The sequence below is a fragment of the Acinetobacter sp. AC1-2 genome, assembly GCF_016124155.1.
Classification (GTDB): domain Bacteria; phylum Pseudomonadota; class Gammaproteobacteria; order Pseudomonadales; family Moraxellaceae; genus Acinetobacter; species Acinetobacter calcoaceticus.
In genome coordinates, this window is record NZ_JABFFO010000005.1 from 123,701 (window position 1) to 149,651 (window position 25,951).

The following is a 25,951-nucleotide window of genomic DNA, read 5'->3' on the forward strand; positions in this document are numbered from 1 at the left end:
TAGATGTCCACTTATTTATTAATGGGCATTATCAGAGGATAAAACATAGATTTCGCTAGATGATTATTTTTCCAATTAAATAAAAATGACCACCTATTCCAGAGACAGGCTGTCATTTAGATCTAAAAAATATATTAATAATAACTCCAAATATTCTCCACTTACAACACTATACCAATACTTTATTTTGATATAACTAAAGTTGGAAAAAAATTAAGAGCATTTATTTTATATGCTGGTGAATTTGGTAAATAACCAGCATAATATTTATTCATGAATTTTTGGTCTTGAATATTAGTAGAATATATCAAGTTATATATAGTTTCACCAAGTTGTAAAAGTAATGGATCATTTTTCCCCCATACAATATAACCACCAGATAAATAAGAATTACTCAAACCATAAGGAGAAACACCTTCATCACAAGTCTTTCCTCCTTTATGATATCCCACTCTATACCACCCATTCGCGCCATTATAATAATTAGAAAATAGTGGATATTGCTTATCCTGATTCCAAATATTTGATTTTAATTGGTTAATAAAGCCCACCCTATCAGCATCTGATGGCAAAATATTACTAATATTATTACCATACACTTTTTTGATTGCCATACGATTTCTATCTAAGGCAAAGAACAAATTAGTTAACCTACGTGCATGGCTAAAATCCCAACCAAGATTTAGTTGTTTTTTGATATTTTTTAAATTAACTACAGCTATAGTTTTTTGGGAATTATTAGAGTCACAAGTCACTGGCCCTTCTAGACTAGAATAACCTGCATATTTATTCTCATTAATAGAATTCCAAAACCCCCGATCAATATCATTAATGCTAATTTTTTTATTATTATATATGATTGGATTTTTACTTACTCTAGCTTTCATTAAAGAAGATAGTGCTGAAAAATAGTTTTTTTGTTGGTCAAAATTACGTTGATTACCGAAAATCTTTATAAGATAATCTGGATGTCTATCTACGATACCTGCGATATTACTAAAAATTACGATCTGCCATAAGTCTTTATCTGTAAACATACTAGAAGATCCATTATGTATATCATTTGGTATTGCTGTTATTCTTTTAGAAATATTTGGAAGTGTATTCGTAGACCACTCACTTAATCGATTTACAGATATTTTTGCCGTTTGCAAAACGAACTGCTGAGCATGAGAATTCTTTGGATAAACTCGATCTAGCTCATTAGCCACTTCAGAAGCAAAACCTAAAAACTGTACACTATTTAACTGAACTTCTTTCCCTAGTAAATTTCCGTTTTGACAACGAGTGCCTCCACGACATACCCAGACAGCAGCCTGTCCCCCTATTTGAGGTAAAGGTTCTAACTTTTGATAGGTCATCTGGATAATATCGGCAAATTCTCGAATTCTATCTGGATAATGGCAACGAACAGCTAAATCAAATAAATTATTAAATAAAATTTGTGTATCATAAAGCGCATAGGTATCGCCTTGCTTTATGAGGCGAATATTTAATGTATCTGTGATACGTTTTTTCCCATAACTATCCCATAAACTCCAAGATTGTTGATCATGCAGCCCACCGCAACTATTGGCAGTATTGACTATATCTGCATGGGTAATATTTGTAGTTATATTTAATACGAATAGAGTAGCCAACAAAAATCTTAGAATAGATGAAAAATAAGTTCTTTTTCTTACTATTTTCATGGCAGCTTCTCTTTTTTATAGGTAATAAACAAATATAAAATTAGGGAAGTAAACACCATTTCCTATTTTTATTGCAGTCTATTAGTCCTTTTTATCGTATAAAAACAGCAAGCTGAATATCTAATAGATAAATTAAATTTACAGCTTGCTATATCTTGATATGGATTACATTTTACTTATCCCAAAGATATGTTTGACCTAAAAGCTTAAACAAAACTTTTTTACTATCATACGCTATTAGAATAAACTGCTTATCACAAAGTACTCTTAGTTCACTCTAACTTCACCGCTACGCTTGTAACCATCTACATAACGTTCAAGCTGAGTTAAAGCCCAGTCCACATCATGATCAATTGCCGTCATTTGATTGATTTTACCAAATACACACTCAATTTCTTGTAATGGGAAATGCTTCTCAAACGAACGTAAGATACGGGTATGTTCAGTATATTCAGTATTATCCTGATCAATAAGCAGTTCTTCATAAAGTTTTTCACCAGGACGCAAACCACTATAGGCAATTTCGATATCACCGTCCGATGATCCTGTTTCTTTCACTTTTAAACCGCTGAGCTTAATCATTTGGCGTGCCAAATCTTGAATTCGGACCGGCTCACCCATATCAAGCAAGAACACATCGCCACCAGAACCTAATGCACCCGCTTGGATCACCAACTGAGAGGCTTCAGGAATGGTCATAAAATAACGGGTTACTTCAGGATGCGTCACTGTTATTGGGCCCCCTTTCGCGATCTGCTGTTTAAATAATGGAACAACAGAACCAGAAGATCCCAACACATTACCAAAACGGACAATACTGATTTGCGTAGCAGGTTTGGTTTCGGCCACCGCCTGACAATAGAGCTCGGCCATGCGTTTTGAGGCACCCATGACATTAGTGGGTCTCACCGCTTTATCGGTTGAGATCAGAACAAAGGTTTCAACCTCTTTCTTCACTGCTGCATTTAAACTATTTGCTGTGCCAATCGCATTATTTTTTAATCCTGCAATTGGATTACATTCTACCAAAGGCACATGCTTATAAGCTGCAGCATGGTAAACCGTTTGTATATGATATTGTTCAATAATACGCTCCAGTTTTTGCTGATCCTGCACAGTTCCTAAGATCGGAACAATTTCACATGCCGCTGTTTGTCTTAACTCTTTATCAATATCATATAAGGCAAACTCTGTGAGCTCATATAGCACCAACATTTTTGGTTGATTCTTGATAATTTGACGACATAATTCCGAACCAATTGAACCACCCGCACCTGTTACCATCACGATTTTATTTTGAATATTTTTAGCAATTAAATGAGCAACTGGCGGAACTGGATCACGTCCCAATAAATCAATAATATCAACTTCTTGTATATCTGAGACCTGAATTTCACCATCCACTAGACGAGTCAAACCAGGCAATTCAGTAATTTTTAAGCGGGCAATTTCGAACTGCTGAATGATTTCTGTTTTACGAACTCGCCCCACAGAAGGCAGTGCCAGTAAAATTTCATCAATACGATCTTTCCTAAAGCGTTGTAATGCCTTTTCAACAGAATAAACTTTTAAACCACCAACCATATGGTCTTGCAAAGAACTATTATCATCAATGAAGAAAACAGGTAAATGGTTGTCAGAACGATAAAGCACAGCTGCAATTTGCTGACCAGCATCACCAGCACCATAAATTGCGATACGCTTTCTCTCTTCACCTGTGAGTAATGCAGTCTTTACAATAAAACGAATAAATGCACGGCTACACCAAACCCAACTAAACATTAAGAAACCAAACATCAATGGAATTGAAGTTGGAACAAACGCTGCTGAGAATGCATTTAGGCTATATAAAACAACTACCATCAGTGCAACAGCAATCGCTAATTTTGCAATAAAGGCTTCGTTAAAAGTACGGACAATAAAGCGATATACCCCTGTTATCATTAAACTTAAAATAGCAACGATAGTTACGATGGCTACTCCATAGTTAATGCCTGGGATAACTTCAGCACCTAAATCAAACAGTCGAATAGCGTAACATAGCCACAAAATAACAGGAAACGCAAAAAGGTCTACAAGAACCAAAAAACATTGTTTGGCGAGTCTTGGGGCAGACGCAAACTGATAAATAATCTTTTTCACAATACTCTTCTAGTCGTTCTAGTAACCGTGCGATATTTATACTCATTTCTCATATAACTAGAAATAAAATTTACGCAGCGGTTACATAACTTTAAATCAGATCATAATTCAAAAGGAAGCTATGTGAATAGCTTCACATTTTTTATGATTGTATAGCTCTACTAACGGCATTAATTGCAATAATTGTTTTTTCTATACTGTCTGGACTCAAAGTCGGATGCACCAAAAACATTAAGCTTGTTTCACCTAATTGCTGCGCATTTTCCAAACGTTTTTCTGGACGCCATGGGGTGCCATCGAAAGCATGCTCTAAGTAAACTTCTGAACAAGAGCCACTAAAGCAAGGTATACCTTGAGCATTAATTTCTTGCATTATACGATCACGTGACCAGCCATCTGGTAACGCCTCTAAATTCACTTGCACATAACATTTATAGTGTGCATGAACATAATCATCTGAAGGGATATGAACGTTAAAATAAGCAGAATTTTCAAACGCTTTTAAAATCTTTTCTGCATTTTCAGTACGCTTTTGTGTCCATTCAGTCATACGTGTTAACTGAATTCGGCCAATAACTGCTTGCATTTCCATCATGCGCCAGTTGGTACCAAATGAGTCATGCAACCAGCGGAAACCAGGAGGGTGTTGTTTATTATAAATACTGTCGTAGCTTTTACCATGGTCTTTATATGACCACATTTTTTTCCAAAGCGCCTCATCATTGGTGGTGACCATCCCGCCCTCACCACCAGTTGTCATAATTTTATCTTGGCAAAAAGACCAAGCAGAAATATGACCGATTGACCCAGCAGCTTTTCCTTTATATTTTGCACCATGAGCCTGTGCGCAATCTTCAATAACATAGATACCGCGCTCAGCAGCAAGTTGCATAATCGGATCCATATCGCACATCCAACCAGCCAAATGCACACAAATAATCGCTTTAGTATTTGGTGTAATTACAGCTTCAATTGTACGACGTGAAATATTCTGAGAGTCCAACTCTACATCTGCAAAAACAGGATTAGCGCCCGCCGTTACAATAGAACTTGCCGAAGCTAAAAAAGTGCGGGATGTCACAATAACATCATCACCTGCACCAATATCTAAAGCTTTCAATGCAACATCTAGTGCCACCGTACCATTTGCTAAAGCAACCGCATATTTTGTATCAGAAAATTCTGCGAATTCTTTTTCAAAAACTCTACACTCTTGACCGGTCCAATAATTTACTTTATTTGATAATAGTACATTTTTGACTGCGTCAGCTTCTTCTGTGGTAAAACTTGGCCATGGTTCAAATGCTGTGTTTAACATTTTGACTTCCTAATAAAATATTTCTTACTACTTTCTTTCTAAAATTCTTGCAGGATTACCTACAACAGTTACGCCAGCAGGAACACTTTTCGTTACTACTGCACCCATTCCAACAATAGCACCTTTACCAATTACTAAAGGCTTATCAGGCGTACCCTGTTTGATTACAGCTCCTGTACCAATGTAGGCATGATCTTCAATATGAATATTACCGTTACACTTAGCACCAGGCGCGAATGTAACATAATCTCCAATTATGCAGTCATGAGCCACATAACTATAAATATTAGCGTGGAAAAACTTTCCGATTTTTATATTAGAAGTTAAGCAAGTAAATGGGCAAAGTAAACTCCCTTCTCCTATCTCAACCTCATCAAGAATAACTGTGTTTGTCGCCTGAACCGCTAAATGCTGTATACCATCTTTTTCTAAAAGGCTAACTAACTTCTCACGAACAACACTATTTGCTATAGCGATTGTTACAGCTTTATGATCGATTGGTTTACTAATAAATTCGAAATAAGTTAGTACTGGATATCCATTTAAATTCGTTCCAGCTTGACTATCATCAATAAAAGCAAATTGTTCTTTACTTAATGTTGGGAACTGTTGACGCACTAAAGGCATAACTTCCTTACCAAAACCACTAGCACCATAAACACCAATAATTATTGTCATTTCTTCTCTATTTCCTTCTCTGCTGAACCTGTGAATTTACTCATCGTCGCTTCACCCGCCTGATTAATATCATCTTTAGCGATTACTTTTTTAACGGTTTGTAGCATAATTTTAAAATCTAACCAAAGCGATCTATTTTCAACGTACCACGTATCAAGTTTAAATTTTTCTTCCCAACCAATTGCATTACGTCCATTAACTTGAGCGTAACCAGTCATTCCTGGACGTACATCATGTCGCTTTGCTTGTTCTTTATTGTAAAGCGGTAAGTACTCCATCAATAAAGGTCGTGGACCAACAATACTCATATCACCTTTTATTACATTCCAAAGCTCAGGCATTTCATCCAAACTGGTAGAACGAAGCATTTTACCAAATGGCGTTAGGCGCTCACTGTCTGGTAAAGGATTACCCTGTGCATCTGTTGCATCTTTCATGGTTCGAAACTTAATCATTTCAAACGGTTTACCATATAAACCGGGGCGAACTTGGCGAAACAATACTGGTGAACCCAAATTCTTCTTTACCTTATAAGTAACATATAGGTATAAAGGTGAGAGTAGAATCAAAGCAATAGATGCAATAATGATATCTAGTAATCGTTTCATAAGTTATCCTTAAAAACAATATTCTCGAGCTTTTCTGCAATCATGGCATATTCAAGGTTTTGTAATACGAACTGTTTACCATTGGCGCCTAGCTGTTGCCGCTGCTCTGCAGTAAGCGCATATAATTGTTCTACCGCCCCTACGATTGCTTGAGGATCTTCTGCTTCAATCGTAATTCCCGCTTGCGCTTGCTGCACAATATCACCCTTACCAGAAAAGGCATGAATAATTGGCTTACCTGCATATAGGTATTCAGGTAATTTATTGGGTGCTATACCAAAACGATAAAGTGGATTTTTCTGCCAACCTATATAACAAACATCAAATTGCTCAAGCATTGACTGAATTTGTTTCTTTGGAATCGCATCAATAAAAGTAATATTCTGTAAGCCCAAAGAATTAACTTTTTGTATTAAATTATCTTTTTCCTTTCCTGAACCCACAAGAACAAAATGTAAATGTGGATTATTTGATAGCATTTGTGCTGCTTCAATAAGATCATCTATAGCATTAGCAACACCAATTGTTCCTGTGTAACCAATGATAAATTTGTTTTGAGGTAATTGAGTAAACGTTTCTGTACTTAGAAGTTGTTTTTGAGAAACTTCCGCTAAAGGCACCCCGTTAGGGATCCAATGAAACTTACTACTGTCTAAACCTCGACTTTGCATATGTTCAACAGCATTATATAAATTCGAAAATACGTAATCAGCTTTTCTATAAGCCCTGTCTTCAATCCATTGCATAAATTTGATGAATGGATGGCTTGGAGAATGGCCCCCTAACTCCATTAATGTTAAAGGCCAAATATCGCGCACTTCAAAGATAAAAGGAGTCTTAAATTTATTAGCTAAATATTTAGCACCCAAATAACCAATAAGTGAAGGAGAAGAATATAAAATTACATCTGGTTTTACTGGAATTACATTTGCCAAAGTACGCAAAAGCCATGAAAATTTAAACCAGTTTAATACACGTTGTTTGCTATGCGCTTCTTGGTATTCTGGTAAATTCACCCATACAAATGAGAAATTAGGAATAATTTCCTCAACGAGATACTGTTCTTCAAATTTCTTCGGATTACGAAGCAAATGACTATAACGCCCAGCAATCACATAAACTTGATGACCCTTTTTAGCTAACTCTTGCGCCAAATAGTAATGTCGACCACCCATTGCTGTTTCAGGGGTTGAACTATATTGGTTGATCAACCAAAATGTTTTTTTATTTTCCATAATTTCAAATATCCAAAATACTTGAATAGAAATTCAAAAGTTTATTTTCTTCAATGCTCCAATTGTACTTTTCTACAACTGCAGCTCTTCCCTGCTCTCCCATGACTCTAGCCTTATCAGGATTATTTATAAAATAATCTATAATCTTAGCAATTTCATGAGGTTTTAAAGGATCAACACAAAACCCACACTGTGCGTCATTTACAATAGAGCGCCATAAAGGAAAGTCTGAAGCAATTACTGGTATTCCTGCACACATATATTCAAACATTTTTACAGGTAACGAATCTAAATAGCTTCGTGTTGGATGTAAAACAACTAAGCCTGCATTAGATGAAGCTAAAGTATTTTTTATTTCCATTCGTCCTACATAGCCTAAAAAATCAACTTTACTCCATCCTTCCATTTCCATTACAGCTTGCTCTAAATTTTTATCTGCGAAATCTCCAGCGAGTACCAGCTTTGCTTGGCTTTGTGCTAGATTAATTGCCTGAACCATTTCAACAATCCCACGCACATCTGCTAAGCCCCCAATATAACAAACTTGATTTCCTTTTAAAGTATCTGTAGGGATCGAACTAAATTCTTCTAATTTAGGGTAATTATTGATATCAATTGTATTTTTATTAATTTTAAGAAATTTATCTCGAATAAAAGGTGTAGCTGCCACAACACCATCTAATTTCGCACAAGCATATTTTTCATAAGCTTTAACTAAAAAAGCGATGATCTTTTTAGATATAGGATTCAAATAATGTTTCGACATAATCTGATTAGGTAAATCTTCATGGGCATCAAAAAAAACTTTTTTTCCCATTTTTTTTAGTTTTAAACCTATTGGAATAAGTTCAGGATCGTGGAGATGATAAATTTCTGCCTCTAAAGCAAGTGCTTTTTCAAATACAGCATTAGGAGCATTAAGCATACGGTCTTTACGACCGTTAAATTTACCAACATCAAGAATATTAACCTGATTTTTGACTTCATTCCCGTTTCCATCAGCCACAACTAAATAAGTATCGTAGCTTTGGGTAAGAGAACAACATTGCTTAACAAAAATACGCGTATCAAAACGAGGATGGGCAGAAGTCAAATGTGCAACTTTCATAGCTTTACCTTCTGTTTAGCATCACAATATATAATAATATACAATAATACAGTTATAGACATTAATTGATATCCACTATAAGCATTATTAGTCAACATAATAATTAACGTTGCAATGGTATATAGAAACAGTGTTAAACCAGCAACATTATTTCTATTTTTAAAACCCTTAATTAAGAGATAGAAAATCAAAGAGGAAAAAACTAGACAACCTAAAACTCCATATCTCATTAATATAAGAATATATTCAGAGTCAAAATTTGTAGTATATTCTTCCTTAGATGGACCTACACCAAATATAGGCGAAGTATAAAACACATTGATAGCCATATCTAATGTATCTAAACGAGCATTTACACTACTATTGTCACCTTCTTTCGCATATTCATATCCATTCACTATATAAGATAAATCAAGATACTTGAATATAAGAAAGACTCCCACTCCCAAGAATATAGGAACTAAAATTTTATATATTAATCTAATTTTAGATAAAAAAGCATAAAATACTAAAGAAACAATTAAAGCAACTAAAGTTGTACGGCTCTGAGTATAAAAGACAGAAATAAAGCAGCATATAAAAATAATTAAAGCAGCTTTATTTTTCCTATATGCAAACAATATTAAGAAAAATAAAGTAAAAAATACTCCAATAACTGCACCTACATTAGGATTTGAGCCAGTTATTGGTAATCGAAAACCAGTTTCAATACCAAGCAAATGAGGACTACTAGCTCCGCCTAAATAAAAAATACTAACTAAATAACCTAAATTCAATGGGTTAATTAATTGTAAAAAGAAAACTAACAAATATATAAATACGGAAAAATAAATATATTTCAAAAATAGATCAAATGAAATATATTTATTAACACTATGAAAAATCATAATATATGGAATATATTGAAAATATTTAAAAGCCTCTAAATAATTAGAAAAATTATAAACAGAAAAACCAAAAGCATTTGAATACAAAGAACTAACAAAGACTACTAAACACAATAAAAAAACAAGAATTGTAAACCAACCTATTTTTACATTGTAGAATAAAATACAAAAAAGTAGAATTAAAGATATAAAGCTAGTTAAATATAGTCCAAAACCAAAAAAGGAAAAAAAGGGGAAAACTAATGAGGAAACTAGACCAAAAGAAGCCAAATTTATTAGTATATCATCTTTACTCATATCAAACCTTTAAATAAATAATCTTACCTATACTTCCAAATATTAATTAAAGAAGTAAAACTCATCTTAAAAATATTTAGAAATATAGCAACATTTGAAATAAGTAAAAGAAAAGCTCCAATAGCAATATAAATATAATTTAAATGCATTATTCCTACACTTAGCACAAAGCCAAGACATAAGAATGTTGATAAATATATTTTCTTACTATTAATACTTTCCCATACAATTTTAGAGAATTCAGTGCGAAAAATAAAATATAACCAAAAGGATACTGATATAGATATAGCGGCCCCTAGTGCTCCATAAGACGGCACTAAAATAACTAATAAAATTAAATTAACTATCAAACCCAAAATACTGATTAGCACAGAATATTTTGTTTTTCTTTTTACTAAAATACCCACTGCGGTAGCTTCAGATAAGGTATAAAACAATGGTTGCATAACACATAAGAGCACTACATACTCAATTCCTAAATAGTTATTAGGTAAAAACTTAGGGATTATAGGCATTAAAATACTAATGAAAATCACAACAATAGAAATTAATAAGGCAATATATTCGCTAACTTTTTCGACCTCATTTTTACCCCTTCCTTCTTTAATTAGCTTAAATACTGTAGGAGCCCAGATTGTATTAAAGATAGAAGTTAACACACTAAAACCTGCTGCTACACTAGTTGCAACTCCAAAAATACCAACTTCTTTTAATGTGGAAAATTTTAGCAGAAAAATTCGAGAAGAAGATTGCATTAACCAAAAAACTAATCCACTAACAACTAAAGGCAACCCAAAAGCCAACATTATTTTTAGTAAATAAATATTGAATTTTGCATAAAAAAGTTGCAAAAACTCCTTTCTAGTAAAAAAGATAAATATTAAAAAAACAAAAAATAAAGAAAAACTTTGTATTATTATTAAATTTTTAAAATCAAAAGTACTTTGGCCAAAAAAATACAAATAAAGAATTGCTAACAACAATATTAGTTTAGGAGAAAATTGACTAATAGAATATAACAATCCTCTTTCCTGCATTCTTATTGTTAAAGATATATATCTCAAAAATATTGTTAAAAGCACACATATTATCGTCATCCATGACAATAAGGCAGAGGGAACATGATAAGCATATTGTGCTATTAATTTAATATTAAATAAGAAAAAAAATACACACATCAAACTAAGCGAAATCGATGTTATTAGTACTGTTTTAAATAATACACTATGATTATCTGTTTCATGATATTCTCTTACATAAGCTTGGTCTAAACCTAAAGTAAATAAAATACATGAAAAACTCAAAATAATTTGTAAAATACTGAACCGACCAATATCTTCAATAGAAAACAGCCAAGCTAACATAGGTATTGTTAGAACACCTAAAACAGCAGCTCCAATAGGCCCAATACTAAAATGTAAAATTTTCTTTATATTCATTTTAAAACTATTTCATAGAGTTTCTTAAATTTATCCACTATTGCTTGGGCAGAATAATCACTATTTAATGCCAAGCCTCCTAATTCAAGTTGATCATTTAATATTTTATGCTCCAAATTATTCAAACTAAATTCAGAATAATCTTCTAAGATAAAACCTGAATTTTGCTCTACAAAATTCTTATATGGTTTTATATTACTTAATATTGGGAAGCTTCCTCTTAAAAATGGTTCAATTACCCCTCCTCCTAAGGCATCAGAAATAGGGATCGATACATGATATTTTGTTTGACTATAAAGAACAAACAGCTCATTTGTATTTAGTAATCTATTAATAAAAATGATTTTCTCCCCTAGTGCTGCTCCTAACTTATCTTTAAAATTTTTAACATCTTCCTCAGATGAGAAGCCACGCAAAACAACAATTTTTAATTCTTTAATATTCGAGAGCTTTTTAATAACTTTTACAACATTATCTGGATCATATACTTTTGATAGCCCCCGAGGAAAAACTATCAAATGATTATCCTTTTCAATACTATATTCCTTTTTCAACATAGCTTGAATCAATTGATAATTAGCATCTGAAGGTTCTTCTACAGGAAACCCCCAATAAAAAACATTAATTTTATTTTTAATAAATTTTCCATGTTTCTTTGTAAGCTCCTCTAATATATGATTAGAAGAGGTATGCATCAAATTTGCTCTTTTTATAACTATTGCATTAATTAACTTAAATATTTCTCTCTTTAAAAGTGAGCCTTTATTAGGTGCTAACATAACATCAGAACCCCATAATCCTACTATTAATGGCTTTTTCTGGAATATAGCCATAACCCCATAGTGATTAATAATATGAGCGTGAACAATATCAGGATTTAGCTCTTTTACTAATTTATTAACTTTATAAAATTTGAAATAATCAATAAAACTATTAATTTCACCTAAACTAATTACTTTTTTTTCTAAATCAGTTTCCACATTAAAGCTTGCAACCCAAACCTCACATTCACTATATTTTTCTAAAGCTTTAGATAAACGCTGAACAATAGGTGAAGAATAGGGTGCAAGCATTAATATTTTCATTTTATTTCCAACAATTTACAACTTTAATAATTTTTACTTCATCTAAGTAAGGGTGCATCGGCAAGCTCATTACTCTTTCAGCAATCGCATCACCTACAGGCAACATTACACTTGTATCGGCTACAGCAGGTTGTTTATTCAAAGGGATTGGGTAATGCACAGCTGTTGGAATACCTTGAGCTTTTAGTTTTTCTTGAACTTCTGCACGGTTATCAACCTGAATCGTATATTGTGCCCATGCACTCGTATTATGCGATTCAAGATGTGGTGTTGTGTGAATACCTGCCTGATTAAATAACTGATTATAAACTTCAGCTACTTTTTGACGTGCCTGCATTTCATCATCCAAAATTTCTAATTTTGGTAATAAAATTGCTGCCTGAATCGTATCTAAACGACTATTAACACCTACACGGATATGATGATAACGCTTGTCTTGACCATGACGTGCAATCTGACGAATCACTTTCGCCAACTCATCATCATTAGTAAAAATAGCTCCACCATCACCATAGCAACCCAATGGCTTACTTGGAAAAAAGCTAGTACAGGCAACCGTACTTAAATTACAGCTTTTACGACCTTTGTAGGTTGCACCAAAGCTTTGTGCAGCATCTTCTATTACAGGAATACCATACTTTGCAGCAATCGCGTTGATCGCATCAAAGTCAGCACACTGGCCATATAAGCTCACCGGAATAATGGCCTTAGTGCGAGGCGTAATAGCTGCTTCTAGTTTTTCAGCATCTAAATTATAAGTCTTCGGATTTACATCCACATAGACCGGCTTTGCGCCCAATAAAGCCACTGTTTCCGCTGTCGCAATATAAGTAAAGCCTGGTGTAATGACTTCATCACCTGGTCCGATACCAAATGCCATTTGTGCAATTTGTAATGCATCTGTCCCATTGGCACAAGTAATGCAGTGTTTAGCACCTACATAGGCAGCAAGTTTTTCTTCCAACTCAATTACTTCTGGGCCTAAAATGTACTGACCATGTGTCAATACATTTTGAATGCCAGCATCAATTTTATCTTTAATTCGATTTTGCTGTGTTTTTAAATCAATAAAGTCAATCATATTAGCCCTGCTTTATCAGTATCGTTCCATCGAGTTTATAAACTGCTCCTGTATGTGAACAGATTACTTGTGCTTGTCCCTGCAAAGGAAGGTCAAGCTGCTCACCAAATTCACTCATCCAGCCAATTTGTTTCGCGGGCACCCCAACCATTAGCGCATAAGCTGGTACATCTTTATTTACTACAGCACCAGCACCAACAAAAGCATAAGCCCCAATGGTAACACCACAAACAATAGTACAGTTTGCCCCAAGCGTAGCGCCCTTTTTCACCAGAGTGTCACGATATTGATCTTTACGCTCAATTAAAGAACGAGGGTTGTAGACGTTAGTAAACACCATGCTTGGGCCACAAAATACACCCTCTTCCAAAAATACATTATCGTAAACCGATACATTATTTTGGACTTTACAATGATCACCAATCACAACGCGGTTACCAACAAAGACGTTTTGACCTAAAGACACGCCTTTACCGATTTTGGCACCACCACAGACATGAACGAAATGCCAAACACGTGAGTCTTCACCAATTTGTGCGCCATCATCGACTATGGCAGTTTCATGTTGATAAAAGCTCATGCTTTTTTCACCTTTGCCAATAATGGATGTGGATTTTCTGGGTTTTCAACAATTGGAGAAACACGGATCACTTCAACCGTTTCAATTGCTGCACGGTTCTCTTCAACACCATAACCTTTACCTTCTAATACACGTTGATAGCTTTGTGTATGTAAATCGGTAAAGCCACCTGAAAACTCAAGCTCTTCATTTTCAATGGTAATACTACGATAGGTTAACTTTTCACCTTGCACAGCATTTTCTGGCAAGTTATTCGCGTCAATTGACAAGAACCAACGCACGCGCGCACGTTCGTATTCCAAATAACCAGAAGCCGTTTTCTCATCACGGAAATGCACTTCATTTTTAACGATTTTGCCAAAAATAAAATGCAACATGTCGTAGAAATGTACGCCGATATTCGTTGCTACACCACCTGACTTTTGGTCCAGCCCTTTCCATGATTTTAAATACCATTTACCACGAGAAGTTAAATAAGTAAGGTCAACATCAAATACTTTATCTGCTGGCGCAGCTTGGACTTTATCACGTAATGCAATAATTGAAGGATGTAAACGTAATTGTAAAATTGAGTTTACTTTGGCACCGTATTCCTTTTCATATTCAGAAAGCATATTTAAGTCTTCTGAGTTCAGCACCAGCGGTTTTTCACAAATGACTTCAATGCCATTTTTCAAAGCATATTTCATATGTGGTGCATGTAGATAGTTGGGTGAGCAAATCGCTACATAATCCAGCTTTTCACCTTTTAGCTTTTGGTCTTCTACATAGGCTTCAAATTCTTCAAACTCAGTAAAGAATTCCGCTTCAGGGAAATGACTATCCATAATTCCCACAGAGTCATTTACATCCATAGCAACTGCTAAAGTATTACCTGTTTCTTTAATAGCTTTAAGGTGGCGTGGTGCGATATATCCAGCTGCACCAATAAGAGCAAATTTTTTCATGATCAAAACTTCAATTTAATAATAAGATAAAATTAGAGACGGAATACAGTAAAGCCTGCAGCTGACATTTCAGTGCGATCAAAAAGACTCTTAACATCAGCTAACACAGGCTTTTCACCCTTCATATAACTGCGCAATTCACTTGCTGAAAGTGAACGGAATTCATTGTGACCTACCGCAATAATGACGCTATCTACAGGGTTTTGAGCATTAACTTTCCCAAGCTCAACACCATATTCATGTCTAACTTCGTCTGCATCTGCCCATGGGTCAGCTACTACAACCTGTGCTCCCCAGAACTCTAGCTCTTTAATAAGATCAGCTACTTTACTATTACGAATGTCAGGACAGTTTTCTTTAAAAGTTACTCCGAGTACACCAACTTTCGCACGAGGCACGTCAATACCGTTTTGAAGCATCAGTTTAATCGTGTTACGAGCAACGTAACGGGCCATATTGTCATTAATACGACGACCCGCAAGAATCACTTGGGGATGATAGCCAACTTCTTCTGCTTTATGAGTCAAATAATATGGATCGACACCAATACAGTGCCCACCGACTAAACCTGGACGGAAAGGCAAGAAGTTCCATTTACTACCAGCTGCTTCTAAAACATCTAGAGTGTCAATACCAATACGATCAAAAATTACAGAAAGCTCATTTACTAAAGCAATATTTAAATCACGTTGCGTGTTTTCAATCACTTTGGCAGCCTCTGCAACTTTAATACTAGTTGCTTTGTGAGTACCTGCAGTAATAATACTTGCGTACACCGTATCTACAGTATCTGCCACTTCAGGGGTACTACCACTCGTAATCTTTTTAATTTTAGTTAAGGTATTAACTTTATCGCCTGGATTAATGCGTTCAGGGCTATAGCCAGCAAAGAAATCTTGATTAAACTTTAGTCCAGATATTTTTTCTAGTATGGGAATACATACTTCTTCTGTCGCACCTGGGTATACCGTAGATTCATATACAACTATATCGCCTTTCTTTAAAGCGTGTCCTACAGTTTCACTCGCTTTTCTTAAAGGAGTTAAATCAGGACGATTGACCTGATCAACAGGAGTTGGAACAGTTACAATAAAAAAGTTACTTTGTTGTAAATCATCTAAATTTGCACTAAAACTTAAGTTTTGTGATTTTTGCAGCTCTTCAGGTGTAACTTCTAGAGTATGATCTTGGCCACTTTTCAATTCATCAATACGTTTTTGATTAATATCAAATCCAATTACGGGCCCTTTTTTTCCAAACTCAACCGCCAATGGCAAGCCTACATAACCTAAACCTATAATCGCTATTCTTAAATCGGCAAGTTGCATAAAAGTTAGCCTTATTCCTTACAAATTGTATATATTAAATAATGATACATATTGACCAAATATAGTCGTGCGTAACTATATCAGTTTTTTTTTATTAACCGTAATTCAATTGTATAAAAGTGTTTACAGATCTTAGGCACTTTTTAGATAACCTAATTTATACTTTTCATCAACATTCTGGTTCAGTAGAGGTTAGCTAATGATGTGGTAAAGAGTATTGATATAAATTAAACATACAAAGCTCTACGTTTTTTTCTATGTTTTTTATTTTTTTTTCAGCTAGAATCAGACCATCTCTGTCTAACCTAAGCATTTAATGCTATACGATTAATGATACAGACAGTATCAATTAAAGATAAATACACAAAGGGTTGCTTGTGAAGTATTGTCAGTTTTTTTCTGTTCTTACCTTAAGTTTAAGTGCTGCCAGTTGTGCAGTTACATCTGGTTTACAAACTTACGATATTCCAAATGAAGGCGTTTATAGAACCGACCTTGGAACTACGGTTAACGTTGTTAAAATTTCTCAAGAAACACTACCAGCAATACAACCAGCTCAGGTCGACTATCAACGTGACTATGCAGCTCTATTTAAAAATCAACAACCCATTTACCGCTTAAGCTCTGGTGATGTACTCTCAATTCAGCTTTGGGCTTACCCTGAGATTACTCCACTTGTAAACAACGTTAATAATGAACAATCTGTTCAAGCGAGTGGCTACCCTATTGACCAAAGTGGCTACATTCAGTTTCCACTTGTAGGACGCTATAAAGCTGCCGGTAAAACTCTGGCGCAAGTTAATCGTGAATTACATGGTCAATTAGCCCGATTTTTAAAAAATCCAGATGTAACTGTAAGAGTGTTATCCTATGAAGGTCAGCGTTTTTCGGTACAAGGCAGTGTAATAAAAGGCGGACAATTTTATTTAAGTGACCAGCCTGTAAGTGTATATACAGCTTTAGGACTTGCTGGTGGCGTGAGTGATAAAGGTGATAATACTTACATTCAGCTTATTCGTAATGGCCAGACCTATAATTTAAATACGATTGAATTAGAAAAAATTGGGTATTCTCTACATAAACTACTAGTTCAACCGAACGATACAATTTATGTGAGTACACGCGAAAACCAGAAAATTTATGTGATGGGCGAATCAGGTAAAAATCAAGCTTTACCAATGCGTGATCAAGGGATGACGCTAACTGATGCATTAGGTGAAAGCTTAGGAATTAACCCAATTTCGGCGAGTGCAAGTCGTATTTATGTAGTACGCACCAACCCTAATGACCATACAACAGAAATTTATCATTTAAATTTAATGAGCATTGGTGACTTTGGCTTAGCCAATCAATTTAAACTACGTAGTAATGATATTGTCTATGTTGATGCTACAGGCTTGACTCGCTGGCAACGTGTGGTTAACCAGATTATTCCTTTCTCAAATGCTTTATATAACATAGACCGTTTGGGGCAATAATTGTTATGCAATTTAAAAACATTTTAGTGGTCTGTATTGGAAATATCTGTCGTAGTCCTATGGCAGAATATTTTTTAAAACAACAATATCCCCAATTAAATATTGAATCTGCAGGCATTTCAGGGCTTGTAGGCTATCAAGCAGATAATAAAGCACAACTTTGTATGCAACGTCTAGGCATCGATATGCAGCCTCATATTGCAAGAAAGTTAAATGCGGAACATATTAAAAAAGCTGACCTTATTTTAGTGATGAGTCACAACCAGCAAAAACATATTGAGCAAGCTTGGCCCTTTGCAAAAGGTAAAACTTATCGCTTGGGTCATTGGCAGAATAGAAATGTGCCTGATCCCTACCAGCACGACCAAGCTATTTTTGATGAAACCTGTCAGCTCATTCAACAGTGCATTGCTGACTGGAAACCTTATATTTAACGCCAAGATTTTAAGCTTATGAACCAAAATACGAATACCGAAGATACAATTGATTTAAAAGAATTGTTTTTTTCACTCATTGCGCAGTGGAAGCTTATCGCTCTATGCGTTATTTTAAGTCTTGTATGTGCTCTACTCTACTTACGTGTCACCCCCAATACTTACTCTGTTGATGCACTAGTTCAAGTAGAAGACAGCAAGGGAGCTTCTGCTGCACTATTAGGTGATCTGTCCAATATGATTGAACAGAAGTCACCGGCTCAAGCTGAAATCGAAATTTTAAAGTCTCGTTTAGTTTTAGGTTCTGTCATTAAAGAACTACATCTAAATATACAGATTTCCAGTACAGAAAATACTCTTAGTCATCGCTTATTGAGCGATACTGAATATAAAACTGAATATAATAAAAAATCCGTCATCTTTAAGGATGGTCTAAAAAGTTTTGAAATTCGCACACTAGAAATTCCAGCGTATTATCTGGATAAAACCTTACATCTTAACTTTGATAAACAATCTTTACGTTTAACTGACCCAGCAACTGAAGAAGTAGTATTAAATGTCCCTTTAAATCAGTTAAACCAAATTACCGGACCACATGGCTCTTGGAAAATTGCTATTTTTACAAAGGATCAGTTTGATACAACTTATAACATCAGGAACTTATCCTTACCTGCTGCAGTGAATGCAATAAGCTCAAATTACTCCGTTGCAGAACAAGGGAAGCTTACCGGAGTGTTAGGCTTAAACTATCAAGGACAAGACAAAGAGCATATTACTAAAGTTTTAAATGCAATTTTAGCAACCTATAGCGCACAGAATATTGAGCGTCGTTCGGCAGAATCTGCTCAAACCTTAAAGTTTTTGGACGAACAACTTCCCGACCTTAAAAAACAACTGGATGATGCAGAGCGTCAATTTAACAAATTCCGTCAGCAATACAACACGGTTGATGTGACTAAAGAATCTGAGTTGTACTTAACTCAAAGTATTACTTTAGAAACTAAAAAAGCGGAGTTTGAACAAAAACAAGCTGAAATGGCTGCAAAATATACTTCTGAACATCCAGCAATGCGCGAAATTAATGGACAACTTGCTGCCATTAATAAACAAATCGGTGAGTTAAATAGCACATTAAAACAACTACCAGATGTACAGCGTCAATATTTACAATTGTATCGAGAAGTTGAAGTAAAAACTCAGCTTTATACAGCACTACTTAACTCTTACCAGCAGCTTCGTATTGCAAAAGCAGGTGAAATTGGTAATGTACGGATTGTAGATACTGCAATTGAACCCGTTGAGCCAATTAAACCTAAAAAATTACAAGTCCTTATCTTATCTTTATTCTTAGGTGGTTTTATTGGTACTTTAATTGCCCTATTACGCAATATGTTACGCACAGGCATCAAAGATTCTGGCCAAATTGAAAATGAACTGGATTTACCTGTTTATGCAACGGTACCACGTTCACCAATTCAAGAAAGTCGCATTAAGATTTTAAAGAAAAAGAAGAGTATTCCTATTCTTGCAGTTAAAAATAGTGATGATATTGCAATTGAAAGTTTACGTAGTATTCGTACCGCTATTCATTTTGCATTAACAAATGCTAAAAATAATATCATTATGATTGCCGGCCCTTCGCCAGAAGTCGGTAAATCATTTATTTCGACGAATCTTGCAACAATTTTTGCCCAAGGTAACAAACGTGTATTACTGATTGATGCTGACATGCGTCGTGGTTATATGCATAAATACTTTGATGTCGATGTTAAACCGGGACTCTCTGAGTTACTAAGTGGCCAAGCTGACCTACAAAAAGTATTGCACAAAACTCAAGTCGCTAACCTTGATGTGATTACCCGTGGTAAAAGCCCAACGAATCCTTCAGAGATATTGAGTTCGACGCAATTTAAAGACTTACTGGAAACGGTTCAAAGTCAATATGACCACATCATTATTGATACTCCACCAGTGCTTGCTGTAACTGACGGTATTATTATTTCGCAATATACTGGTGTGAACTTAATTGTTGCCCGTTATGCTAAGTCGCAAATGAAAGAGCTTGAATTAACACTTAATCGCTTTGAACAAGCGGGTGTTAAAGTCAACGGCTTTATTCTCAATGACATTCAACGTGCTAGCGCGGGTTATGGTTACGGCTATAACTACGCCTATGCTTACAAAGCACAAAAAGAAGATTAAGCGTAAAGTCATAAAAAACCGGATCAAATGATCCGGTTTTTTATTGAAGATTTTTTTAAGTATATCCCTACTAAAACTAACTAAAATATATAAAAAACCACTCGTTTTTTTTCTTAAACATTCTATGCTTAAGCATGCTAAGATCAAAAGCAGCCTTTTTAGACTCAAATGATTATTTTTGGAACCTTTTATGAGTAAAGCCTTACCCATTGCTGTCGCTGTAGTTTTAGGCGGTGCTGCACTTGTACCAGTATATTATGCAAGCCAACATCCGACCACAGAAGTCGGAAGCAAAGCAAATAAAAATGCCACCCCAATTGAAAAAATCAGTTATGTTCTTGGGTATGAAGTTGCTCAGCAAACTCCGCCTGAACTAGATACAAAATCATTTGTGAAAGGGATTCATGATGCTCGCAGCAAGCAGCCAAGTGCTTATACTCAAGAAGAGTTGAAAGCTGCTGTAGCCGCTTATGAAAAAGAATTGCAGCAAAAAATGCAGCAACAGAATAAACCAGAACAAGCTGCTGGTGTTACTCCTGAGTCTGCCGATGCTCAATTTCTTGCAGAAAATAAAACAAAAGCTGGTGTAAAAACTACGGCGTCTGGCTTGCAATATATCATTACTAAAGAAGGCACAGGTAAACAACCCACTGCGCAGTCTATGGTTAAAGTACATTACGAAGGCCGTTTAATTAATGGTCAAGTTTTTGATAGTTCTTATAAACGCGGTGAGCCAGTTGAGTTTCCACTCAATCAGGTTATTCCAGGCTGGACTGAAGGACTTCAATTGATGAAAGAAGGCGGTAAAGCGACGTTCTTCATTCCATCAAATCTTGCCTATGGCCCTCAGGAAGTTCCTGGCATTCCAGCAAACAGTACACTGATTTTTGATGTAGAACTCATTTCAGTGAAATAAAAACATTCAGGAGAGTAGAACATTACTCTCCTTTTTTTTGGAAAACGGCATGAAAAAAATTGGTCTAATTATTGCAGCATCAACAATGAGTTTATCTGTTTTTGCTGCAACTCCTATAACGAATAAAAGCCCAGCAAAAGAACAATTTAGCTATAGTTATGGCTATTTGATGGGTCGTAATAATACTGATGCATTAACAGATCTAAATCTTGATACTTTTTACCAAGGTCTTCAAGAAGGTGCACAAAGTAAAACAGCACGCCTAACTGATGAAGAAATGGCAAAAGCGATTAATGACTATAAGAAAACCTTAGAAGCCAAACAACTCGTCGAATTTCAAAAAACAGGTCAACAAAATGCCCAAGCAGGTACAGCATTTCTTGCTGACAATGCAAAGAAATCAGGTGTAATCACGACTAAATCTGGTCTTCAATACCAAGTATTAAAAGAAGGTAATGGTCAAAAGCCGAAAGCCACATCTCGTGTTAAAGTAAATTATGAAGGTCGTTTACTCGACGGGACCGTATTTGATAGTTCTATTGCCCGTAATCATCCAGTTGAGTTTCAGCTCAGTCAAGTGATTACAGGTTGGACAGAGGGTCTACAGACCATGAAAGAAGGAGGAAAGACTCGCTTCTTTATTCCTGCGAATCTTGCTTATGGTGAGGTCGGTGCTGGCGACAGTATTGGCCCAAACAGTACTTTAATTTTTGATATTGAATTACTGCAAGTTTTACCGAAATAAATTCATTAGATATAAAAAAAGCGATCATTTAAGATCGCTTTTTTTTATTTTTAGTGTTTTAAGTCTCTAGGACGAAAACCTGTAACGACGAGAGCAACCAGATAAGCGACTACGCCGACTACACACAATCCAACCACTTCGGCAACACGTAACCATTGTGAAAGTTCACCGTTATACCAATTTAACGCAAACCAAAGTGCTCCAATCATGACAAGGTTCGCTAAACCATATTGAAGAAACAGCTTTTTCCAATGTGAACCAAATCGGAAAATATTACGTTTATGTAAATAGAAGTAGAGTAAACCTGCATTCACCAAAGCTGAGCCTGAAGATGCCAAAGCAAGTGCCATATGCTCTGCATGCCAATCAATCAGCTTAAAGAAACCAATAAATATAACGTTTAAAATAGCATTCGCTGCGACTGACATTAAACCGACACGTACAGGTGTTTTGGTATCTTGCTGTGCATAGAAACCCGGAGCAAAGACTTTAATCAGCATAAACGAAATCACGCCTGCACTCATACATTGCAGTGCTAGAGCTGTCATTTGTGTATCCCGTAGGTCAAATTCACCACGCTGGAATAATGCCTGAATAATCGGTGTAGAAAGCATAAATAAGGCAATACTTGCCGGTAAGCCAACTAATACAATAATTTTTGCAGCCCAGTCGATCATACCGCGGAACTTTGCTTGATCTTGTTCTGCATGACGGGCAGAAAGTGAAGGTAAAATCACTGTACCAATCGCAACGCCAATTAAACCTAACGGCAATTCAGTCATACGCTCTGCACTGTAGAGCCAAGACACTGAACCATCTTGCATGAAAGAGGCCCAAATCGTATTTAATAACAAGTTAATCTGCGTAACAGATACCCCAAATAATGCTGGCAGCATTAATTTTAAAATACGTTCTACACCTTCGTGTTTAAAATCAACTTTAGGTGGAATCAGCAGATTTTTACGCCATAATTCTGGAATCTGCAAAGCTAACTGCAACACCCCTGCCACAACCACTGACCAACCTAATGCTTTGATCGGTTCAGCCATATACGGCGTAAGCCACCATGCGCCTGCAATCATCGCTACATTCAGCAAAACTGGTGAAAAAGCTGGTGAAGCAAACGATCCATAACTATTTAAAATACTGCTGGCAAAAGCAGTCAGCGACATAAACAATAAATAAGGGATGGTCAGACGGAACATACTGACGGCTAAATCGAACTTTTCAGGATCACTATGGAAACCTGGGGCATACATATAGATGATTGCAGGGGCTAGAACCATAGCGACAAAAGTTAGTAGGGTCATGACTGTCAGCAAACAGCCAAATACCCGACTAATCAAGATCTGCACTTCAGCGTGTGCTCGGCCTGTTTTATATTCAGTTAATACTGGAATAAAGGCCTGAGAAAAGGCCCCTTCGGCAAACAATCGTCGAAAGAAGTTGGGAATACGAAAAGCGACGACGAAGGTATCGAAATCTTTACCCGCACCAAACACATTGAGCAATACAACATCACGCACTAACCCTAACACTCGTGACAACATCGTCATTGCACTGACAATAAAAGTCGATCGCCATAATGCCATCGTACTCACCTACAGCTATATTCGAAAGACGCTATTGTAATGAAACTAGAAAATCTTTTCGTTGTGAAATGATGAACAAACTCAAGTTTTTTTCTGACCCAACAATTGTCTAAAGTGCTGCCATTTAAAATAAGGTCCCGGATCAGTTTTTCGGCCGGGTGCAACATCTGAATGTCCTGCAATATGGTTTTTAATTTCAGGATAAGCCTGACGAATGGCTGTAACGACCTCGGTTAATATATTGTATTGTACTTCTTCAAAGGGCAAATCATCACTTCCTTCAAGCTCTATACCAATTGAATAATCATTGCATTCCACTTTGGCTAAATAACTCGAACGCCCTGCATGCCATGCCCGATCATTAAAATTAACAAACTGTAGGACTTCTCCACTACGTAAAATCAGCAAATGCGTAGAAACCTGCATTCCTTCAATGGTCTGGAAATAAGGATGGACTGACCAATCTAACTTGTTTTGAAAAAACTGCTCAATATACCCACCTCCAAATTGAGATGGTGGCAAGCTAATATTATGAACAACAATCATTTGAATTTCGGTACCAGCCGGACGCTGGTTAAAATTTGGAGAAGGGATTTGTCTCGCCCCTTTTAATTGTCCATCTATAACTTCATACGGTGTAATTTGCTTCATTGAGATGCCAATAAATTGCTTGCCAATTGTTTTAGTTTAAAACAGTTATCTACTTTTCAAAGTAGTAAATGCGATTGTTTATCGCGATTAATCTGATAAAACAGCTTATTTTTAAAGTCGACGGTGCTAATATATCGCAAGTTTTAGGGTCATCTACAAAATGGAAACCGTATGAGCATATCTCAGTCTTTGCTTGAACAATCAATTCAAATCAATATTCAACAAGCATTACAAGAAGATATTGGGGACGGCGACATTACCGCTATGCTCACACCCGAAGATGAGCAAGCCACTGCGACTATTATTAGCCGTGAAGATATGGTTTTAGCTGGACAGCCTTGGGTCAATGCACTCATCTCAGCTTATGACAACACCGTTCAAGTAACTTGGCTTAAACAAGAAGGTGAGCGTGTTGCTGCAAATGAAGCCTTTTTAAAGCTTGCTGGTTCTGCGCGTAGCTTACTTACTGTAGAGCGCCCTGCTTTAAACTTTATTCAAACTTTATCTGCGGTTGCGACAAAAACAGCTGAATATGTTCAACAGCTTGAAGGTTTAAATACAAAACTTCTCGATACACGCAAAACCTTGCCAGGCTTACGTATTGCACAAAAATATGCTGTAGCTGTCGGTGGTGGTCAAAACCATCGTCTAGGTTTATTTGACGCTTTCTTAATTAAAGAAAACCATATTATGGCGGCTGGTGGTATTGCTCAGGCAATTGCTAAAGCCCATCAAATTGCACCGGGTAAACCTGTTGAAGTCGAAGTTGAAACTTGGGATGAGCTAAATCAAGCGCTTGAAGCTGGGGCAGATATTGTAATGCTCGACAACTTCAGCCAACAGCAGATGATTGATGCCGTTAAACATGTTGCAGGCCGTTGTAAGTTAGAGGCATCAGGTAATATCACCATTGAAAACTTACGCGAAGTTGCCACCACTGGTGTTGACTACATTTCTATGGGCGTGCTGACTAAAGACGTTAGAGCTGTTGATTTATCAATGCGTTTTAATGCTTAAATAAAGTCCACATCGTTATTAGTATTTTTTTGCGACTTGGTCATGTCTGCTGCTTGTGTTTTTTGCCATGCTGACTGAGTCGCTTGCGCCCCACTATCACGAGGGTCGGCAGCCATTAAAACAAATGTAACTACTGCTAATAATACAATAAAACCTTGTAGCATAAATTTTCCCCATCACTCTTAAAAAATTAAGATCCTACAATAAAAGATAAATATGACCAGGCTTAGGAGATTCTGTTACAAAAGGTAAGTCTTTATTTTTATTATTCATCTGTACAACAGTCTCTCCCCCCAAATACAATTTTATATCAACAGCCTAAACCCTGTATTTACTATTGCGACAGGGATATCTTGTTTCTCTCTATCAACCTACGCGACGGAGTCTTACCGTCTAGAATTTTTTGCCAACAGCTAGTTCTGTTACTTTGGTTTTGCCCTGAATGGCGACTAAAGCCATGCAAGACCAAAGGCATTGTCATCTGCAAAACCT

At 35.9% G+C, this 25,951-nt stretch carries 23 protein-coding genes; 6 read left to right on the forward strand and 17 right to left on the reverse strand.

Annotated features, from left to right (window positions below):
• Window positions 1–182: 182 nt before the first annotated feature.
• From HL290_RS15340 to tviB, 14 genes are all read right to left on the reverse strand, one after another.
• On the reverse strand, window positions 183–1,691 hold the full coding sequence (locus tag HL290_RS15340; protein WP_198496932.1) for a hypothetical protein: 1,509 nt from the start codon (window positions 1,689–1,691) through the stop codon (window positions 183–185).
• Window positions 1,692–1,958: 267 nt separating this feature from the next.
• Entirely contained in the window at window positions 1,959–3,833 is a 1,875-nt protein-coding gene (locus tag HL290_RS15345; RefSeq protein WP_198496933.1) for a polysaccharide biosynthesis protein, read from the reverse strand.
• Window positions 3,834–3,975: 142 nt separating this feature from the next.
• Window positions 3,976–5,151, reverse strand: coding sequence for a DegT/DnrJ/EryC1/StrS family aminotransferase (locus tag HL290_RS15350; RefSeq protein ID WP_198496934.1), 1,176 nt, complete (start codon window positions 5,149–5,151; stop codon window positions 3,976–3,978).
• Between the two features lie 27 nt (window positions 5,152–5,178).
• On the reverse strand, window positions 5,179–5,829 hold the full coding sequence (locus HL290_RS15355; RefSeq protein WP_198496935.1) for an acetyltransferase: 651 nt from the start codon (window positions 5,827–5,829) through the stop codon (window positions 5,179–5,181).
• Entirely contained in the window at window positions 5,826–6,437 is a 612-nt protein-coding gene (locus HL290_RS15360; RefSeq protein ID WP_198496936.1) for a sugar transferase, read from the reverse strand. Before HL290_RS15360 ends, HL290_RS15355 begins: the two co-directional genes overlap by 4 nt.
• A complete protein-coding gene (locus HL290_RS15365; protein WP_198496965.1) occupies window positions 6,434–7,675 on the reverse strand; it encodes a glycosyltransferase family 4 protein in 1,242 nt (413 codons plus the stop codon). The genes HL290_RS15360 and HL290_RS15365 overlap by 4 nt, the downstream gene beginning before the upstream one ends.
• A 1-nt stretch (window position 7,676) precedes the next feature.
• Entirely contained in the window at window positions 7,677–8,780 is a 1,104-nt protein-coding gene (locus HL290_RS15370; RefSeq protein WP_198496937.1) for a glycosyltransferase family 4 protein, read from the reverse strand.
• Window positions 8,777–9,964, reverse strand: a complete 1,188-nt coding sequence (locus HL290_RS15375; RefSeq protein ID WP_198496938.1) for an O-antigen ligase family protein — start codon at window positions 9,962–9,964, stop codon at window positions 8,777–8,779. The genes HL290_RS15370 and HL290_RS15375 overlap by 4 nt, the downstream gene beginning before the upstream one ends.
• A gap of 23 nt (window positions 9,965–9,987) precedes the next feature.
• On the reverse strand, window positions 9,988–11,403 hold the full coding sequence (locus HL290_RS15380; protein WP_198496939.1) for a lipopolysaccharide biosynthesis protein: 1,416 nt from the start codon (window positions 11,401–11,403) through the stop codon (window positions 9,988–9,990).
• On the reverse strand, window positions 11,400–12,488 hold the full coding sequence (locus HL290_RS15385) for a glycosyltransferase (RefSeq protein ID WP_198496940.1): 1,089 nt from the start codon (window positions 12,486–12,488) through the stop codon (window positions 11,400–11,402). Before HL290_RS15385 ends, HL290_RS15380 begins: the two co-directional genes overlap by 4 nt.
• 1 nt (window position 12,489) lies before the next feature.
• Entirely contained in the window at window positions 12,490–13,569 is a 1,080-nt protein-coding gene (locus HL290_RS15390; protein WP_198496941.1) for a DegT/DnrJ/EryC1/StrS family aminotransferase, read from the reverse strand.
• A gap of 1 nt (window position 13,570) precedes the next feature.
• Entirely contained in the window at window positions 13,571–14,149 is a 579-nt protein-coding gene (gene wbpD, locus HL290_RS15395) for a UDP-2-acetamido-3-amino-2,3-dideoxy-D-glucuronate N-acetyltransferase (RefSeq protein WP_198496942.1), read from the reverse strand.
• Window positions 14,146–15,096: a Gfo/Idh/MocA family protein gene (locus HL290_RS15400; protein ID WP_198496943.1), complete on the reverse strand. Its 951-nt coding sequence runs from the start codon at window positions 15,094–15,096 to the stop codon at window positions 14,146–14,148. The genes wbpD and HL290_RS15400 overlap by 4 nt, the downstream gene beginning before the upstream one ends.
• A gap of 32 nt (window positions 15,097–15,128) precedes the next feature.
• On the reverse strand, window positions 15,129–16,424 hold the full coding sequence (gene tviB, locus HL290_RS15405) for a Vi polysaccharide biosynthesis UDP-N-acetylglucosamine C-6 dehydrogenase TviB (protein WP_198496944.1): 1,296 nt from the start codon (window positions 16,422–16,424) through the stop codon (window positions 15,129–15,131).
• A 377-nt stretch (window positions 16,425–16,801) separates the two neighbouring features.
• Here tviB and HL290_RS15410 point away from each other — a divergent pair, with 377 nt between their 5' ends.
• The 5 genes from HL290_RS15410 to HL290_RS15430 all read left to right on the forward strand — a co-directional run bounded on the left by HL290_RS15410 (window position 16,802) and on the right by HL290_RS15430 (window position 22,199).
• Entirely contained in the window at window positions 16,802–17,902 is a 1,101-nt protein-coding gene (locus tag HL290_RS15410; protein WP_198496945.1) for a polysaccharide biosynthesis/export family protein, read from the forward strand.
• Between the two features lie 5 nt (window positions 17,903–17,907).
• Window positions 17,908–18,336 carry a low molecular weight protein-tyrosine-phosphatase gene (locus HL290_RS15415; RefSeq protein ID WP_198496946.1) on the forward strand — a complete coding sequence of 143 codons (429 nt, stop codon included), beginning with the start codon at window positions 17,908–17,910 and terminating at the stop codon, window positions 18,334–18,336.
• A gap of 18 nt (window positions 18,337–18,354) precedes the next feature.
• A complete protein-coding gene (locus HL290_RS15420) occupies window positions 18,355–20,538 on the forward strand; it encodes a polysaccharide biosynthesis tyrosine autokinase (RefSeq protein ID WP_198496947.1) in 2,184 nt (727 codons plus the stop codon).
• 190 nt (window positions 20,539–20,728) lie between these two features.
• On the forward strand, window positions 20,729–21,454 hold the full coding sequence (locus HL290_RS15425; protein WP_198496948.1) for an FKBP-type peptidyl-prolyl cis-trans isomerase: 726 nt from the start codon (window positions 20,729–20,731) through the stop codon (window positions 21,452–21,454).
• A gap of 49 nt (window positions 21,455–21,503) precedes the next feature.
• Window positions 21,504–22,199, forward strand: a complete 696-nt coding sequence (locus HL290_RS15430) for an FKBP-type peptidyl-prolyl cis-trans isomerase (RefSeq protein ID WP_198496949.1) — start codon at window positions 21,504–21,506, stop codon at window positions 22,197–22,199.
• A gap of 50 nt (window positions 22,200–22,249) precedes the next feature.
• Here the strand turns inward: HL290_RS15430 and murJ are convergent, their stop codons facing one another.
• Both murJ and ampD read right to left on the reverse strand, forming a co-directional pair.
• Window positions 22,250–23,800: a murein biosynthesis integral membrane protein MurJ gene (gene murJ, locus HL290_RS15435; protein WP_198496950.1), complete on the reverse strand. Its 1,551-nt coding sequence runs from the start codon at window positions 23,798–23,800 to the stop codon at window positions 22,250–22,252.
• Between the two features lie 72 nt (window positions 23,801–23,872).
• Window positions 23,873–24,442 (reverse strand): 1,6-anhydro-N-acetylmuramyl-L-alanine amidase AmpD, encoded by a 570-nt coding sequence (gene ampD / locus HL290_RS15440; RefSeq protein ID WP_198496951.1) that lies wholly within the window; start codon window positions 24,440–24,442, stop codon window positions 23,873–23,875.
• A 171-nt stretch (window positions 24,443–24,613) separates the two neighbouring features.
• Between ampD and nadC the strand changes: the two genes are divergently transcribed.
• Window positions 24,614–25,459, forward strand: a complete 846-nt coding sequence (gene nadC, locus HL290_RS15445; RefSeq protein WP_198496952.1) for a carboxylating nicotinate-nucleotide diphosphorylase — start codon at window positions 24,614–24,616, stop codon at window positions 25,457–25,459.
• On the opposite strand, the gene HL290_RS15450 is transcribed toward nadC, so the two are convergent.
• Window positions 25,456–25,623, reverse strand: a complete 168-nt coding sequence (locus HL290_RS15450) for a hypothetical protein (RefSeq protein WP_005049256.1) — start codon at window positions 25,621–25,623, stop codon at window positions 25,456–25,458. The genes nadC and HL290_RS15450 overlap by 4 nt on opposite strands.
• Between the last annotated feature and the right edge of the window lie 328 nt (window positions 25,624–25,951).